This window comes from Thermoclostridium stercorarium subsp. stercorarium DSM 8532 (assembly GCF_000331995.1).
In the GTDB taxonomy this organism is placed as follows: domain Bacteria; phylum Bacillota; class Clostridia; order DSM-8532; family DSM-8532; genus Thermoclostridium; species Thermoclostridium stercorarium.
In genome coordinates this window covers 112,708-129,930 of record NC_020134.1, presented here as the reverse complement: position 1 = coordinate 129,930, position 17,223 = coordinate 112,708, and the positions used below count along the sequence as shown (strand labels likewise).

Here is a 17,223-nt window from a genome sequence, read left to right as displayed (position 1 = left end):
AAAAATATGCATTTTATGCAAAATATGTTGACACCTTTTATATTAGCAAATATTATATTAACAAATATTGTATTTTTTATTTTTATTTTACCAGTTATTTTTTGCTTGCTTTCTTTTCAGTTACAAACCTTTTTCAGGGAGTGAAAACGATGAAAACTTTCGCAAAAAAAATTGCAAGGCTTATCATAATTTCTTTGATTTTATCGGTCTTACCCATGCCCGAAAATCACCCCGGTGTAGGATTTCCTGAAATTATGACACCCGCCTTTGCGGACGCGGAAGAAACAATAAGCTTTTCAGACGTGCCCAAATCTGCGTGGTATTACGACGACCTACTATTCATCATGAAAGACAACAGAAAAATTTTCGAAGGGTACCCTGACGGTACCTTCAGGCCCCATGAACCCCTTACCGTTGATATGTTCATTAAACTGATTATCACAATAATGGGATATAACCTTCAGAACGGCGAAGAATACTGGGCTACAACGTATATCAAAAAGGCCATTGATGAAGGGCTTATCATCCCCTGGCAGGATTCTCATCTGACTTTTGCTACAAAAGATGACCCATACGCGGGATACAAAAGGCCCATAAGCCGCGGGGACATGGCACTGATTGCAGGAAGGGCCATGGATAAAATCATTAAAAATCCCGATTACAGGGATCAAGTTGCAGTGACAAGCCTGATAAAAGATTACAATCAAATATCACAGGTTATAAAATCCAGTGTTGTGAAGTTCTACGATTTGGGTATTTTAACAGGCTACCCTGACGGTGAATTCAAGCCAAATAATTATCTGACCCGTGATGAAGCGCTGGCAGTCATAAGAAGGATAATAGACCCGTCGGCAAGGAAAAGGCCTGAACTTCCGGTTGCTGCAAACCCGACTCCGACACCCATACCTGTCAGTAAACTAAACCGCCCGCCCAAGAGAGATTTGGGGAACGGTGCAGTGGAAGTGGAAGGCGTAAGGTTTGATCCGGCCGCAGACATTGCCAATCCGTCGAACGGAGCTATGAAAATACTTAAAGCACAGGAATTTATAGACGTGTTTCTTAAATATTTAAAATTTTATGAACATGAAGGAAAAGTCAGGGTGCGGGGATATATTCCGGAACTTCCGGAAGGATACGAATGGATGATTTCATTATTCTGCAATAACAAAGATCAAAATGATTTAGGTTTTTCAGACTGTGTATTAACAAATAGTAAGGATGAAATGCCGGAATATAGATTACCTTCCAATGGGAAAACCTTTGATATGTCGCTTTATACAAATAAAGAGGATATAGTAGCGATTGTTTTGATATGTGAAATAAAATATTCATCCACGTTTGCAAGCGGAGGCTATCATTGGATATCATTTACAGAAGAAAGCTATAGTGTTGCTGACAGATATGGCGGATTTAGCGGTAGTTATCCATTCAACGCCAGGGGGTTCTTTGAATGGTGAAAAAATTAGTACTTTTGACGATAACTATATTATTTTCCATTCATTTTGTAGATGCGTTTTCCCAATCATCTCATAAAGCTGAATTAGGTTGTTTCAAAGACATGGTGATTGGTCCAATGCCTGTTGAAGGCGATAAACAATTTGACATTGGAGAACATATTGCCTCAAGGAGTGGATGGGCATTAATCGAATTTTGGCATTATTCCGGAGGTTATTGGAAAGCAACGCTTGTGACTGGAGATGATATCAAAGATATATACATTTATGATAATGCGTCTGAAAAATATAAATGGACAGATCCGGAATTTTTAAAAAGAAAAATATATGAAAATGAATTTGTACTTGAGTATAAAATAAATCATCCAAAGGAAATACTGGAAGCATTGTCAAAAGGTGCAACAATAACGCCTGTAATGAACATAAATACTGAAACTCTTAATTATTCTGATGAATATACAATTCCTACAGAGTTTTTTAATTTTAATCCATTACCCCCGGGGTTGCCTTCAAATTTACCCGAAAAACCTGAGTGTTATATTGAAGATAATTATCTATTGATACGAGCATTACCAAAACTAAATTGTTTACGGGGCACACATTTTCAGAAAGTCGTAAATTTTTACTATCCACATCTAATCCCCATCGTTCAAACCGGTTTCGGCAGCCTCGGCTATGCGATGTTCTACAACAATAAAGCCGAAAAACCAGGCACCAAAGCGGGTGTCGCGTACTCTCCCGATCCTTTTTACGGGAGCAGATACACCATTCCGTTTCACATGATTGAGGACATATCCGGCAAATTAAAGGAAAATTTCTTAGTTACCGTAAAAGAGGATACAGAAAGAATAGATGAAAAAAGCGAAATACTTAATATAGGCCATGGGACCTTTGCCAACGCCGGTGCAATTTCAATCCGTTTCTGGTACCCGATAAGAATTGACTATTACGCACAATTCCCAACAACCGTTACCCCTACACCCACACCTTCGCCTACGCTGCCGCCTCCCCCGCCCGAACGTAACCGGGACATCACCGAAAACCTCACACCTGTAGTCAACTCTTCAATGGACGAAGAAGCGGCTGCCGTTATCGCGGCAGACGACAGAGGCAATGAAAAGTTCGATGTCGCCAAGGGAATTCCCGTACGTGAAAATTTGTACGTTAACATCAAAACCAGGGAATACCTTTACGACCTAACCTTTACCAAACACTCCTACACCGATACCGAAACTGTGTATGCCAGAAAAACATACCACCTTTCATGGAGGGAAGACCACGGCAGGTATGAAACCACCTACTGCGGTTCAGGCACGTTCTACCATATACGCGGTACATACTGTGAGGATTCCGACGGCGACGGAATAAATGACACCTGCCCGGGCCACAAGTACTCAGGGTGCGTTGATTCTGACGGCGACGGCGAAAAGGATTCATGCCCCGGCCACGATACATGGGTTTCGAACTGGGTGGATATGTCCGACACGGTGGTTGTATATTCAGAGCCGTACACTTTAACCCGCGGCTATTCCTACTGGACTGTTGACGCTTTTGAAGCGTTTATCCCTGAAAAAGTAACGGTGGAAAACGCCGCATTGCCTGGCGGGAAAGTGACGATACCCCAAAACGGAATACCCGTTCCCGAAATCACTTTGTCCCACAGCAACAGTATACCTGCCCATGTTTTGAACAATCCCATATCCGACGCAATAGAGTCAGGCACTCTCGTGTATGACCATACCGTCGGTTCATATGTCATAGACCTTGGAACCGAACACATAAACGGCAGCACCTCCAGGCCGTCGGTTCCGGACATAAAAAACCATGACAAAATCATCGAAAGGGCGATACCGCAATATCACACCAAAAACGACCTGTTAATATTCAACGGCATGACAATAATGGATGATACAGTCTCCACCAGCGGGAAAGCCCCTGAACCTTCGGCTGTTCCCGAAAGCGTTATATGCCATGAAAACGCCTTCTACGCAAAAGGCCTTACAATCCCGGACAATACTCTGAACGGCGTTCATGAAAGCAAAGGGACAATTACATACAGAAGGCTTGCCGAAACGGTAAACCCGAAACGGCCTGAAAAAATAGAAATACCCATCTCCCCTATAAACAGCGTCAGGGTGCACACGCCTGTGGTCTGCAGTTCGGGCGTGCTGGACGACGTAAAAAACGACCAGACGCTCAATCCCGACAGGAGCCGTTCGGCCCTCGTTCTGGGAAGGCCGTCCCGAATCAGGGTTTTCACCGTCGGCAATCACCTGAATATCAAAGGCTACAGCGAAAACCGGCCTATGGACTGCAGAAAATACACCCGTGACAGGCAGGTGCGTTTCCCGTTCGATGTCTACATTGGTACCGACAAGCCCGACAACTCCCGCTTTGTCCCCGCAAACACCTGGTATTCAATACCCCTCGACGAGGCATATGACGAAATAAACATCTACATTCCCACATGGGTACCCGAAGGGGACTATGAAGTCGAGTTCAGGCAGATAGCGGTAAATGCCCCCGATTTAAACACAAAAGAATACCTTGCCAATCTCAATATAAACAACTATGTGGCGGTGCGGAACAGTCCCGTCCGGGTCATTGGCAGGATATACGGGTTCAGGGTTACCGGCATAGCCGACAAGCTTTGGGAAAATGTATTCCGGAAAAGCAAAGGCACCTCCGGGCATACGGGTAACTGCTATTACGTCGGAACCAGGGACGAAGAAGGAAAAGACCGCGGAATAAGCCCTTTGTTTACCCTTCCTATTCTTGAGGGAAGCCACGCCGTTTACAAAAACCGCGGCGCGTTAAAAACAGGTTATACTTTCAGGTTCGACCTTACCACAGTGGGTTGTTATTACGGCGACAATGACCATATAAGCATAATCCCCGAGTTCTATTACGTCAGAAAGGACGGGACCGGCCGGCAGAAAGTGGATTTATGGTATCATGAGGAATTCAGCGGCAAAATGAATTACTTTGTGAAAATAGAACCCACGGGCAGAAACAGGGATAATCCGAAGTTTATGAAGCTGGGCGATATTTACCGCGACGTTCCCGAAGAAGAAATAACAAACACCGCGCGGATACTTGGGCTAAACGCTGATATGTTCAGGAACAGGCTGTCGCCCATCGGCTGGCTCGACCGGATAGTGCTGTCGAAGTACCAAAGGACGTTTACGGGCAATACGGAAAACCTACCGCCGGGTGTGAATGCCGACAGGGTGCTGCAATCGGTTCAAAGATGGTATGGCGAATATTACATTCCCAATGATGTTTATGCGGCGCCTGCAGGATTTGACGTGGCCGAATACGGGAGGAAAAACAACGGGCTTACGGGCAGGGAAAGTTTCTGGCTAAAAGACGGGTACATAATTGTGAATTTCAGAATAGAAACAATAAAGAACGGAGACTTCGACAGCCCTGTGTTAAGCTACTGGGGTGCGCAGTATTGCAATATGTTTGAGCGGGAAGGCTTTTCGCATACAAAGACAGACTATTATGGAGCAACCTTTGAGCTGAAGGACGGGGATATTGTATTCTATGATACCGACAAGCGTTCAAGCGATGATTACAGAACAGGCGGAACACATTAAAAGAAAACAATAAGGGAACGGCTTTTTCCCTTTTTGCGGCGGACGCAACAAGGGAAAACCGTTCCCGCGTCTTTTAATCAGTTGCCTTTATAAGCTTTCAGGAAACGATCATACTGCGCCTGTCTTACTTCAAGTACCTGTTTCAGATTCAGGGATTCCAGCCCTGCCAGATAGTCATTAAATTCATCCAGGCTCTTCGTGCCTGTAATGAACGCCGTTGCATTTTCTTTAACATAGGTTTCAATGTCTACAAAGTATGTATTAATAATTTCCGCCTCTTCTTCGGTGGAATATATGAAAGGCCACGGATCTTTAACGTATGGTCTTATTTCTGCATTTATTCTCGCATGCCAGTCGGCTACAAGTTCGTCGGTGGACGCTACCGACTGCTGTGCCGGATAAACAAACGCCGGATTAATACCTAACTGCTGCAGCCAGTCGTTGTCCCGCGCCTGTTCTGTAAACTTTTTGTTTCCGTTTTCATCCACAATGTAGCTCTTGCCCTCAATTCCCCACTGATACATTTCCTGACATTCGTCGCTCATGGCGTAATCAAGGAATTTGCACGCCAGAACGATATTCTGGGATTTTGCATTCACTCCGAACATATTGCCGAGTTCGATGCGCCCGACATAGAACCCCTCATGGGTTCCTGAAAGCGGCGGTGCACCAACAAATGCCGTCTCTTCCGTTCCGTCGTAATAAGGTAGCGAGGGGCTGTACAGCATAGACATCTGCCAACTGAAATCAAACACTATCCCTGTTAAATCGTTTGAGACTCTTTCAACAATTTGGTCACGATTTAAAGATGTATATTCGACTTCAAGAAGACCTTCCCTGTAAAGACTGTTCAGAAATGCAAGATAGTTTTTATAGTTTTCCGGATCGGCATACGCATATTTTACTTTTCCGTTTTCATCGGCCTGAAAACCGCTTACCAGGTCAAGTCCAAAAGCCGGCCCGAACATGTATGGAAGAAATGCTTCAGTTACGCTCATTGGAATTTCATCGTTAGGATTCCCGTTGCCGTTCATGTCATTTGCTTTGTAATGGCGGATCAGATCCACAAATTCGTCCAGTGTTTTGGGTATATCTTTACCGGCCTTCTTCAGCCATACCTTGTTACACATCAATACCGGCTGATAATCCTTACCTACGTTTGTTCCGATAGTAGATATGACCGTCATCGGCGGTTATTTCTGCTTTTATTACAGGATTTTTTTCAAGCCATGCCTTAAAGTTGGGCATATAATCAAAGTATTCGTCAAGAGGTACAAACAAACCTGATTTTATATACGTCTGGTTCTGATCTTTATCAGGAATCTGTATTATATCCGCATCCACATTACCCGATAACAACATCGGGGTTACCGCATCCGAATAGTTACCGTGATCAACCAACTGCCAGTTAACGGTTATGCCTGCATTCTCAATAACTTTTTTAACTATCTCCGCGTTGGCAATGTCTACGTTCGTATAGTTTGAGGTTCTGGCAAGGATTTTTAACGATTGGCCGGGTTTTCTGGTAATTGGAGGTTTACCGTCATAATAATCATCGTCTTCGGTCTGCACAGATTTATTACCCTGGGTTGCGGTTCCTGCTGTTGAACCTTTGCCGCATGCAGCCAGCGCCAGAATCATACAGAGAGCCGTCAGTAATACGAGCAGCCTTTTCATACATACTCCTCCTCTTGTTTTTTTGTGCCATTTGGGAAAAAATTAATATATCAATCTATATAACCTCCCGATATACTGACTCATTGTATTGCATTAAAAAACGTATACCGGGAAATTCTGCACTTGCTTCTTTTAACCCTTTACCGCTCCAAGCATTGTACCCTGAACCAGATACTTATGGACAAAAGGTACAAAAATCAGGACAGGAATTATAGCCAAAACAATGCATACATAGCGGACCTGAAGTGTGGACTGGTTAAGCGCGGCCATATCAAGGCTGGTTGTTTGCATAATCTCCATTGAGGCCTGCAGCAATACACGCCTGAGGAATGACTGAAGCGGTTCCTTGCTTCTGTCACTGATATACAGCATCGCGTTGAAAAAGTCATTGTAATGCGCAACGGCGTAATACAGCGTTAACACCGCCAATGTCGGCTTTATTACCGGTATCGCTATTTTATATAGAATAACGAAATCATTGGCGCCTTCCAGAGCTGCATTTTCATAAAGTTCCTCCGACACCGATTCAAAAGCCGCTCTACATATCATTACATTATAGGCGCTTACCAGCACGGGTAGAAGCATCGCCCACCGTGAATTATAAAGCCCCAAACCCGTTACAACGATGTAAATTGGAATTAAGCCTCCTGAGAAATACATTGTAAAAGCGAGCAGGAAATTCAGCCTGCGTCTCAGGAAAAAGCTTTTTCTTGAAAGAGGATATGCGGCAAAGCATGTAAAAACCATGTTTAAAAAGGTACCCACCACTGTGTAAAAGATAGTATTGGCATAGGAAACCCATAGCTGTGTGTATCCAAGCACCGTTTTCATGGCTTCAAAGTCCAGGTCTACCGGATAAAGCCAAACCTCACCCCTGTTGACCGCAGCACCTGAACTGATTGATACGCTGACAATATAAATGAAGGGATAAACACACACCACTACGGCAATTGCAACAAAAGTATACACAAGAATATCAAATATTTTGTCTCCGACGTTGCTTTCTCTGAATTTCATAGCGCATCTCCCTGCAGATATTTCTTTATGACATACCAACAGGCTTAACGATATTACCACACGGCCGTGTCGGTAAGCTTTCGGCTTAACCTGTTGGCAAAATACACAATGGTGAAGTTTACTATTGAGTTAAACAGTCCAACAGCCGCTGAATAACTGTAATTATTGCTAAGGATACCCTGACGGTAAACATATGTCTGAATTACATCGGCTGTTTCATACGTTGCGGGATTGTAAAGGAGATAAACCTTTTCAAAACCGACATTCATAATTCTTCCCAGCGTCATTATAAGAATAAGAATAACCGTGGGTTTAATGCTCGGTAAAACCAGTTTGGTTATAATCTGGCGTTTATTAGCGCCGTCTATTTTCATCGCCTCATACAACTCAGGGGAAATTCCCATTATTGCCGCTACGAAAATAATTGAGTTAAAGCCAAACGTCTGCCATGAACCTGAAATAACGTATATCGGCCTGAACCACTGCGGCAGACTGAGGAAATTAATGCTTTCAAAGCCCAGTTTGTTTAAAATCCTGTTCACTATACCGTCTGACGGCGATAAAAAGTTTGTAATTATACCACATACAACGACCGTGGATATGAAATACGGAATGTATGTGGATATTTGAACAAATTTCTGCAGTTTTTCGTTGTAGATTTGAGTTACCGCAATTGCAAACAGTATTGGAATGGGAAACCCGAATACCAGTGAATAAAAGTTTAATAAAAAGGTATTTCTGATAAGTCTCCACGCATATACTGATCCGAAAAACTGCCTGAACCATTTAAGGCCTACGAATTCACTGGTATATATTCCGATTAATCCGCTGGCCGTTTTGTATTTATTGAATGCCATAATTATTCCCGTCATTGGAAAATAACAAAATATCAAATAATAAATAACGACGGGGGTTATCATCATTAATAAATATTTATCTCTGTTTAAATTTTTTTGCCTGAGTTTTCTTCTTTCTTCCCTTGTCATTTTTTTACGCATAACTCTGCCCATTCAACCAGTCCTCTTTATTATTATTTTTTGTGATAGTTGCCAAAATCCTTATCCTGTTTACGCATTTAAGTATACAATCTAACCAAAAAGCCGTACAGAGTCAAAAATTTACCTGCCAAAAAAATTCACTTCACGGTAAAAAAATGATGCTTCAAATTTTAACGCATCATTTTTTTACCATGAATTTATCATATTTTTCCATATCAGGTAAAATCACTGGGGTTTACGCCGGTAACCGACTTGAAATTTCGTCTGAAAGTCAGAAGATTTGTATATCCGCACATATCACTTATTTCGGCAAGAGAATATTTCCCCGTCCGGATGAGCTCCACAGCCTTTGCAATCCTTTTATTCTGAATATACCTGAAATAAGTTGTATTGAAATATTTTTTGCAGAAAAGGGATATGTATTTGCTGCTTACGTTAAAATACTCAGTCAAATACTGAAGCGACAAATCAGGATTACAGTAGTTTTCCTCCAGGAACTCCAAAATTCTTTTCTCAAGCTCCTTGTTCCCGGCCTGACTTTCTTCGGTCTGTTTCAACGTGTCTATTACCGATTCAAGGGCCTTTTCGTAGTAATTGAATATCTCCTCCAGAGTGGCAAGCATTTTAATTTTTTCAATATTAACATGTACCGAATTAAGATCGGTTACTTCCTTAAGAGCTTTGATTACGGAAATGTGAAGTTCGTCAACCAGTGCATGATACATTTCCGGAGGACCGCCCATATTTACGTTTTTTTCGTATATTTCCCCAAGCATTTTTCTGATTTCATCAATTCTGCCCTTTGAAATATATTTGGTCATTCTTTCGGTGAAATTTCTCGGGAAATAATAGTCTGTATCGCTGTCCTTATGCGCCTCGTTAAAATAAACCGTACCCCGTCCTCCTATTATCATTTCATCGAGAGCACTTAATGCCTCCTCGCAGGCGTCCTTAAGTTCATTGATATTGCATTTTGTCTCCGCTACGCCTATTGTCACAACGCATTTATATTTCTTGACATTTTCCTGAATAAAATTGAAAACCCTGAAAAACAAATCATCCATCGGTTCGTCGTTTTCAAAATTAACAATCAGGAATGTGTTGTAAATGTCGCGGTTATAGCAGACTATGTGTATTTCTTCAGTGGAAAACAGCTTACATGCGCCTTTGACAATTTCCTGAATCTTTGTGTAGTACTTTTCAACCACCGTCATCTGTTCATGAAAAGCATAGTTTACCACCGACACAATGAAATATGGTTTAATAAGATCCATAAAATTTTCTTCAATCAGTATCCTTATGGTGTCGTTTTCAATATTTCCTGTCAGAACTCCGTGCAGCATCCCGGTTTGGGCATATGGTGTGATAGTAAGCATTTTTTCCCTGTATCTGTTCTTTTCACCTATAAGGTTTCTGATTTCCCGAATAATACGATCCATCTCACTCTCACTGGGGTATTTCGATGAAAACCGGGCATGTTTACCGTCCAGAGCCTGACACATGGCTTAAATAAAGCTTTTTCAACGACTGGGAATAATTCAGATTTATAACTACGTTTTCAGCATAGAGAATTCTTCTTTTGAGCGTATTACACAATTTCTCGGCTTTCACTTCGCACAGCCGTACAGTCCTTTCGCGGCTTATTATATTGTTTTCATAAAACACCACGGCAGTATAGACGAGAAAACAAATTAAGATAATGGATATATACGAAAAGAACATCTTTCGGAAGATCTGCCTCTGAAACATATACCCCCACCAAATCAGCGCTGAGTATATTCAGCCGAAAAAAATACAGGGAAAATAGCTCTTAATTTTAATTTACCACAAACGTAACCGCCTTACAAGAAGAGCCGGAGCCCATAAACAGCTCCGGCTTTGTCACGCCGCGCTTAAACATTCTGTCATACGGAAAATAAACAAAAACGGAGTTACATCAATTAACTGTAACTTATGCATTTCTACCCGAGATTTTCAGTGGAAATAATCAGGTCCTAAAAAACACAACAGAAGCTGCACGAACATTTCAGTTTTTATTAAGTTTTATTAAGGACAAAAAGCTTCGACATAAGTATGCTTAGTTAACCGGGTTTTATTTCAGGACTGTTTGTATTTTCTGCGGCAAAAAGGGCAAAAACAAACATCAAACGCAAATCCGGCACTACCGGGATTTCTTTTTAGATTTTAATCAGACGTTAATCCAACCGATATAAAAGAACCAAGCCAATATGCTTATTTGCTGCCACATACTTTTATTTCAACGGTGTTGGTCAGTACATCGGTATAGCTGTAAGACACTTTGCGCACATTTTTGAACTCATTTTCAAAACGAACTGTGAAAATGCTTGGGTACGTGGATTCCAAGATACCTTCCCTTATTTGTACTTTTTTTCGTCCTTTGTTGGTTTTGAGCTGTACCCTTTTACCAATACAGGCTTCCATCTCCTTACGGATTTTGCACAGCGCGTTTTTTTCGACCATACCAATCACCTCTTCTTTTGTCTATGACATTATACCACAAATTTCACCCCAATGTCAATAAAATGATTGATTATACTCGCAATTCGGTTTAATGTCAAGTATGACAACCTGAATCTATAGAATTTATGCCCTTCCTGTTTAAAATATTTTATTTTTTCTCACGTTTTCAACGTGTTTTACGTTTTAGACAATAATATTTTGGTTTGGGACAAGGATTTTGTTTATTTTTAATAAATACCCTGAATTTGCCATTGCTGCCTTATATAATATTATTTCCAGAAATATGTCTTTTAATATATTAACTTAGGCACAGCGGATTTAATTTATCTGTTTTTTATTGAACAAGGCCTACATTATCTGATAGAATTGACTCAATGTTATATTTAGCGCATATTTTCAGAAAACCCATTCTGCTCATTAGGGAGGAATAAGGTCAAAATGACTTACATGCCCACTGATATTGAGATCTCACAGAACGCGCACTTAAAGCCAATTGAAGACGTTGCGGCAGAGCTTGGGATAAGCCGTTCCGACCTGGAACTGTACGGAGACTACAAGGCAAAGGTAAAACTTTCTTTTATTGAAAAGGTCAGGAACAAAACCAGCGGCAAATTAATCCTTGTAACTGCAATAAATCCCACCCCTGCCGGCGAGGGAAAAACCACCACCACGGTCGGCCTCGGACAGGCCATGGCAAAGCTTAACAAAAAAGCAATTGTAGCATTGCGAGAACCCTCGCTGGGTCCTGTGATGGGTATTAAAGGCGGTGCGGCAGGCGGCGGTTACGCCCAGGTTGTACCGATGGAAGATATAAACCTGCACTTTACCGGCGACATCCATGCCGTTACCAGTGCAAACAACCTTCTTTCGGCCCTTATCGACAACCATATTCACCACGGGAATGAACTGAATATAGACGTTCGCAACATTACGTGGAAGCGCGTAATGGACATGAACGACCGGGCTTTGCGAAACATCATAGTCGGACTGGGCGGCAAAACAAACGGGTTCCCAAGGGAAGACGGCTTCCAAATCACAGTTGCGTCAGAAGTTATGGCCATTCTTTGCCTGGCGGAGGATATATCCGATCTTAAAAACAGACTTGGGAAAATCATTGTAGGATATACAACAGGCGGGCAGCCGGTGACGGCCGGGGATTTAAAAGCCGAAGGAGCAATGGCGCTGTTATTGAAGGACGCAATAAAACCCAATCTTGTTCAGACTCTTGAAAACACACCTGCTTTTATGCACGGCGGGCCTTTCGCAAATATAGCCCATGGCTGCAGCAGCGTTATTGCAACAAAACTCGCACTGAAGCTTGCCGACTATGTAATAACAGAAGCAGGGTTCGGCGCTGATCTCGGTGCTGAGAAATTTTTCGATATAAAATGCAGGTATGCTGGGCTTTCACCTGATGCGGCAGTACTTGTGGCAACGGTAAGGGCCCTGAAGTATAACGGCGGGGTACCGAAAAACAGTCTCGCGGAGGAAAACCTGGAGGCGCTTAAAAAGGGAATTGCAAACCTCGACAAGCATATAGAGAACATACGGAAATTCAAAGTGCCGGTACTGGTCGCAATAAACAGATTTAATACCGATACCGATGCGGAGCTGGACTTTATTATAAACCATTGTAAAGACTTAGGTGTTGACGTTGCCATAAGCGAAGTGTTTGAAAAAGGCGGTTCAGGTGGAATTGAACTCGCAAAAAAGGTTTGCAGGCTTATAGAAACCACGCCTTCCGGTTTTGAGCCGCTTTATGATTTGAATTTAAGCATCAAGGAGAAAATCGGCATTATAAACAGGGAAATTTACGGCGGTGCTAAAGTTATATACACCGACAAAGCCGAAAAGGCAATAAAACAGATAGAGGCTTTAGGTCTTGACAAAATGCCGATCTGCATGGCAAAAACACAATTCTCGCTGTCCGACAACCCAACCCTTCTCGGACGTCCCGAAGGGTTTGATTTGACGGTAAAGGACTTAAGAGTTTCGGCAGGTGCCGGATTTATTGTGGTTTATACCGGGGACATAATGACCATGCCGGGCCTTCCGAAAGAACCTGCGTCGGGCAGAATGGACATACAACCCGACGGGAGGATCTCAGGTCTGTTTTAACCCGAAAGGTGACTTGCCTTTCGGGCTTCACAGCCCTGGCGCAATAACTTAGAGGGTGTCGAACTTTTCCATGAAATTTTTATGGGCATCCTTTTCCTGTATCACTTCCTCGAGCATTATTGTAAAATTTCTGTGGGCCCAGCATCGTCTGCTGTTGTAATAGCGGTTAATAACCCTCCAGAATTTCTGCGGGAACTGCAGCATGCTTTTCATTACCTTCATTTCGTCCTGATCCAACGGCTCTATTTTACGGTAAACATCGAGTATCAGCCTTGCTTTTTCTATGTCCCAGTTGCATTTCCGCATCCTGCGTCTGAGAATGTTGACAAGATCATATATTTTCAGTTCAACGCTGCAGTAATCAAAATTAATTATTGACGTGGTGTCGCCTTTTATCAGGATATTCTGGTATGAATAGTCATGATGGCAAATCATGCCTTCCTTCCGGGTTTTCTCAACCAGCTTGTTATATTCCGACGCAAAAAGTATTTCCAGGCTTTTAAGGCCCGATTTATAAAAATAATCAAAATGCTCGATGAACATATAATCAAAGGTGTTTCGCTCCCTTTCGGCCTTTTTTTTGAGCTTGCGTATTTCCTCCAGGTGTTTTTTGAACAATGCCGGCAGCTTTCCCAAACCGGTGGGAATATACGGCCCCACCGGATGAAATCCGTGGGCGGCTTTATGCATTAACGCAAGCGCCTCGGTGGCTTTCACCACATCCCGATCGTCGTCAAATTCACATTCCCTGCCTTCAATCAAATCCACCATTGTATACGGGACATCGTCAATTTCAATATACGGCTGGTTGTTCATCGTTAGGCAATAAGGGTCAATATTCCTGAAATCATTCATTATAAGATGTGTTTTGGCCTGATGTATGAACAGGATGCGTTCCTTTGTGTATTGACATGCTTTTATGTACTTTCTTCCGGCATTAGTTTCAAGAATATATCCTGCCCGATAAGGTTTTATGCCGTTTATCCGGATGCCGTAGCTGTTCTCTATTAAAGCTCTTGCTTCCTGCATAATATCACATCCCGTCTTAAAAGTCAGGTGGTATTAATCAGGTGCAGCGCGGTCTAAACGTATTTTTCAGTCAGGTCTGTCTTCTGAACAATTATATGCGGGGGAAATATTGATTATTACTAAGGCGGATACAATAACCCCCTATACCTTTTTAAAGGTGTCTTCTTCAGAAAAAAGCACGGCTTAAAAACACTCAAAACCGTTAAAGCATAAATTTCAGGATAATAAGCAGAATAACTCCGGGAAGCCCCAGAGTTCCCACGATAAGAGCTGAAAAAAAGTTTAACGATATATGAAAATTAATAAATTGGCCGAAAAAATTAATAACAATAATCACCATTCCGCCCAGGAGGCTGTTGAACAGCAGTTTTAAAGCCAGTTTAAAGGGCACTTTCAATGCTTTCCCACAAAACAGAACAAGGATAATACCCACAACCCAGGCAAGCAGAATGTACAGGCTTTCCATTTTAACCCCCCAGGATGTCTGTCCGGTAATATTTTATTCGCCCGAGGAGGGAAATATGATTATTTTGCTTCGTACAGTTCTCCGCGCAGCCCCATTTCCTTCGCCACTTTCAGAAGATAATTGTAGCGTATCTGGCAGGCTTTCATTCTGTAAATAAAGTAGTCTATTAGCTCATTATTGTCGGCCTGGTCGAAATTCTGCACCGCCTCAATCCATTCCTGCCTTGCCTGCTGAATACTTTTCAGAAGAAGCAGATTCTCGGGAATTGGCGTCTGGAACTCCTCGTCGCCGCCGTGCAAAAGCTTTCTGAAAAATTTCGGGGCTTTTTCCTCCCAACGGTTCAGGTTCAGATTTTCCTTCATACATAATCTCCTTTTTAAGATTATCACTTATTGAAGTATAATCATAAAAAGGAGATTTTATACAATTTTTAAGGAAAAATTTTTCCAAAACATCCGACAACGACCCTGTTTATCCCTGCGAGATCCTTCAGTACCTCAACATTCATTCCCTTTTCTTCAAACAGTTCCATAACAAAAGAATCCTGACCAATTCCGACTTCGGTAAGGACGGTTCCGTCCGAAGTTAAAAGGCTTTCAAGCTTTGACGCAATGACACGGTAAAAATCCATTCCGTCTTCCCCGCCGTCCAGGGCAATTAATGGCTCGAAATGCGCCACCTCGGGCATAAGGTTTTCAATTTCACCGCTTGGAATATACGGCGGATTGGATACCACAACCGCATACGGCTTTTTCGCAGTAAAATGCCTTATATCGGCATTAATAAAATTAATCCTGCCCTCCACGCCGTGCTTTGCGGCATTTGCCGCGGCAATTTCTAACGCGTTTTCAGATATGTCAATGGCATTAATTACGGTATTTTTGTCATAATATGCGATACTTACCGCAATTGCCCCTGAACCGGTACCTATGTCAAGTATCCTTACCGGGCTTTGATATTTTTTTATAACCTTAAGGGCCGCCTCAACAAGAATTTCTGTGTCGGGCCGGGGAATAAGGCAGTTTTGATCCACATAGAAATCCAGCGACATAAATTCCTGACGGTTTGAAATATACTGGAACGGCATCCCTGAACCTCTTTTACCGACCACATCAAAAAATTCCCGTACAAGCTCATCTGAAAGCTTTTCTTCAGAATGGGCATATATATACGACAAATCCTTTTTTATAACATGGGCTAACAAAACCCCGGCTTCGCGGACCGGGGTTTGTATATTCCGGCTTTTTAAAATTTTTCCTGCAGTTTCCAGCGCCTCTTTTATATTCAATGTCCGTTTACCTCCGAAGCCGGTTAATCATCAACCACAGCCTTAAGCGCCGCAAGGGCAACCTCCACCTGGCTTTCGTCAGGGGGCTGGGTTGTTATTTTCTGCAGCATAAGCCCGGGATAGCTTATTGCACGTAAAGGTTTGAAACCCGTTTTTGCTGCTAATTTAAAGATTTCATACGCGACTCCCGCCACCAAAGGCAGAAGCAACAGCCGCAGCGCCATATTCACGAGCGGACTTCTCCATTTCACAAACGAAAACAGGATTATGCTTGTAATGATTACGACGAAAAGATATGTCGTACCGCATCTTGGATGCAGTGTGGTATGTTTTATGGCATTTTCCACCGTAAGCTCCTCCATGCTCTCATATGCATAAATCGCATTGTGCTCCGCCCCGTGATACTCAAAAACCCTTTTAATCTCCTTGTTTTTGGACACCAGCCAGACATACATCAAGAATATGATTACACGGATCAGTCCTTCTATCAGGTTGGCCAGTATTGAACCACCGGTGGTGGACTTGTCAAAACCGAACCAACCGGCAATCCAGTTCGGAAGCAAAAAGAACAGGCAGATTCCGAAAATCAAAGCCACAACAACCGACGAATACAGCATTACCTGAAACAATTTATCGCCGAATATTTTCTTAAGGAATTTTTCAAACCCTGACTCTTCCTCTTCCTCAATATCCACCTTCTCGGCAGAATCCATAAGGGCTTTCATACCAATGACCATGGACTCTATCATATTCACCGCTCCGCGGATGACAGGAAGCCTGAACAGGAAAAATCTTTTCGCAAGCGGTTCGTGTTCGGTAATCTCCACCACAATTTCACCGTTGGATTTCCGGACTGCGGTTGCTATTTTATTGCCGTTTCTCATCATGACTCCTTCTATCAGGGCCTCACCGCCGACACTGCACTGGCGCAGCGGTTTTTTCCAGATCTCTTTTTCCATAAGCAACCCTTTCTAATTTATTTTATCACTTTATACGGTAGTTAACCTTTACCCTGTTTTTTTCAAAATAAACTTGCCGCCCGATTTCTTCATAAACCATGGTTATATTATATAATAACTGCGTTTTAATTTGT

General features: G+C 42.4%; 15 protein-coding genes. 3 read left to right on the top strand and 12 right to left on the bottom strand.

Going from position 1 to position 17,223, the window contains the following annotated elements:
* Nucleotides 1-149 precede the first annotated feature (149 nt).
* A complete protein-coding gene (locus tag CST_RS00565) occupies nucleotides 150-1,457 on the top strand; it encodes an S-layer homology domain-containing protein (RefSeq protein ID WP_015357848.1) in 1,308 nt (435 codons plus the stop codon).
* Nucleotides 1,451-5,056, top strand: a complete 3,606-nt coding sequence (locus CST_RS00560) for a DUF5704 domain-containing protein (RefSeq protein WP_015357847.1) — start codon at nucleotides 1,451-1,453, stop codon at nucleotides 5,054-5,056. Before CST_RS00565 ends, CST_RS00560 begins: the two co-directional genes overlap by 7 nt.
* A gap of 77 nt (nucleotides 5,057-5,133) precedes the next feature.
* Here the strand turns inward: CST_RS00560 and CST_RS00555 are convergent, their stop codons facing one another.
* From CST_RS00555 to CST_RS00525, 7 genes are all read right to left on the bottom strand, one after another.
* Nucleotides 5,134-6,243 carry an extracellular solute-binding protein gene (locus CST_RS00555; protein ID WP_015357846.1) on the bottom strand — a complete coding sequence of 370 codons (1,110 nt, stop codon included), beginning with the start codon at nucleotides 6,241-6,243 and terminating at the stop codon, nucleotides 5,134-5,136.
* On the bottom strand, nucleotides 6,206-6,733 hold the full coding sequence (locus CST_RS13775) for an extracellular solute-binding protein (protein ID WP_015357845.1): 528 nt from the start codon (nucleotides 6,731-6,733) through the stop codon (nucleotides 6,206-6,208). Before CST_RS13775 ends, CST_RS00555 begins: the two co-directional genes overlap by 38 nt.
* A gap of 132 nt (nucleotides 6,734-6,865) precedes the next feature.
* Nucleotides 6,866-7,750 (bottom strand): carbohydrate ABC transporter permease, encoded by an 885-nt coding sequence (locus tag CST_RS00545; RefSeq protein WP_015357844.1) that lies wholly within the window; start codon nucleotides 7,748-7,750, stop codon nucleotides 6,866-6,868.
* A 53-nt stretch (nucleotides 7,751-7,803) separates the two neighbouring features.
* Nucleotides 7,804-8,622 (bottom strand): ABC transporter permease, encoded by an 819-nt coding sequence (locus CST_RS00540; RefSeq protein WP_242823566.1) that lies wholly within the window; start codon nucleotides 8,620-8,622, stop codon nucleotides 7,804-7,806.
* A gap of 341 nt (nucleotides 8,623-8,963) precedes the next feature.
* Nucleotides 8,964-10,187, bottom strand: a complete 1,224-nt coding sequence (locus CST_RS00535; RefSeq protein WP_015357842.1) for a helix-turn-helix domain-containing protein — start codon at nucleotides 10,185-10,187, stop codon at nucleotides 8,964-8,966.
* Between the two features lie 40 nt (nucleotides 10,188-10,227).
* Complete coding sequence (locus CST_RS00530) at nucleotides 10,228-10,497, bottom strand: hypothetical protein (RefSeq protein ID WP_015484815.1); 270 nt, start codon at nucleotides 10,495-10,497, stop codon at nucleotides 10,228-10,230.
* Between the two features lie 483 nt (nucleotides 10,498-10,980).
* Nucleotides 10,981-11,229, bottom strand: a complete 249-nt coding sequence (locus CST_RS00525; protein ID WP_015357840.1) for a Veg family protein — start codon at nucleotides 11,227-11,229, stop codon at nucleotides 10,981-10,983.
* Between the two features lie 447 nt (nucleotides 11,230-11,676).
* Here CST_RS00525 and CST_RS00520 point away from each other — a divergent pair, with 447 nt between their 5' ends.
* Nucleotides 11,677-13,347, top strand: a complete 1,671-nt coding sequence (locus CST_RS00520) for a formate--tetrahydrofolate ligase (protein ID WP_034844038.1) — start codon at nucleotides 11,677-11,679, stop codon at nucleotides 13,345-13,347.
* Nucleotides 13,348-13,395: 48 nt separating this feature from the next.
* Here the strand turns inward: CST_RS00520 and CST_RS00515 are convergent, their stop codons facing one another.
* The 5 genes from CST_RS00515 to CST_RS00495 form a co-directional block, all read right to left on the bottom strand.
* The gene (locus CST_RS00515) at nucleotides 13,396-14,376 is read right to left on the bottom strand and encodes a CotS family spore coat protein (protein ID WP_015357838.1); all 981 of its coding nucleotides are present in this window, start codon (nucleotides 14,374-14,376) and stop codon (nucleotides 13,396-13,398) included.
* A gap of 202 nt (nucleotides 14,377-14,578) precedes the next feature.
* Complete coding sequence (locus CST_RS00510; protein WP_015357837.1) at nucleotides 14,579-14,842, bottom strand: pro-sigmaK processing inhibitor BofA family protein; 264 nt, start codon at nucleotides 14,840-14,842, stop codon at nucleotides 14,579-14,581.
* A 59-nt stretch (nucleotides 14,843-14,901) separates the two neighbouring features.
* A complete protein-coding gene (locus tag CST_RS00505; RefSeq protein ID WP_015357836.1) occupies nucleotides 14,902-15,204 on the bottom strand; it encodes a DUF2508 family protein in 303 nt (100 codons plus the stop codon).
* 68 nt (nucleotides 15,205-15,272) lie between these two features.
* On the bottom strand, nucleotides 15,273-16,130 hold the full coding sequence (gene prmC / locus CST_RS00500) for a peptide chain release factor N(5)-glutamine methyltransferase (protein ID WP_015357835.1): 858 nt from the start codon (nucleotides 16,128-16,130) through the stop codon (nucleotides 15,273-15,275).
* Between the two features lie 23 nt (nucleotides 16,131-16,153).
* Nucleotides 16,154-17,089 (bottom strand): DUF1385 domain-containing protein, encoded by a 936-nt coding sequence (locus tag CST_RS00495; RefSeq protein WP_015357834.1) that lies wholly within the window; start codon nucleotides 17,087-17,089, stop codon nucleotides 16,154-16,156.
* Nucleotides 17,090-17,223 lie beyond the last annotated feature (134 nt).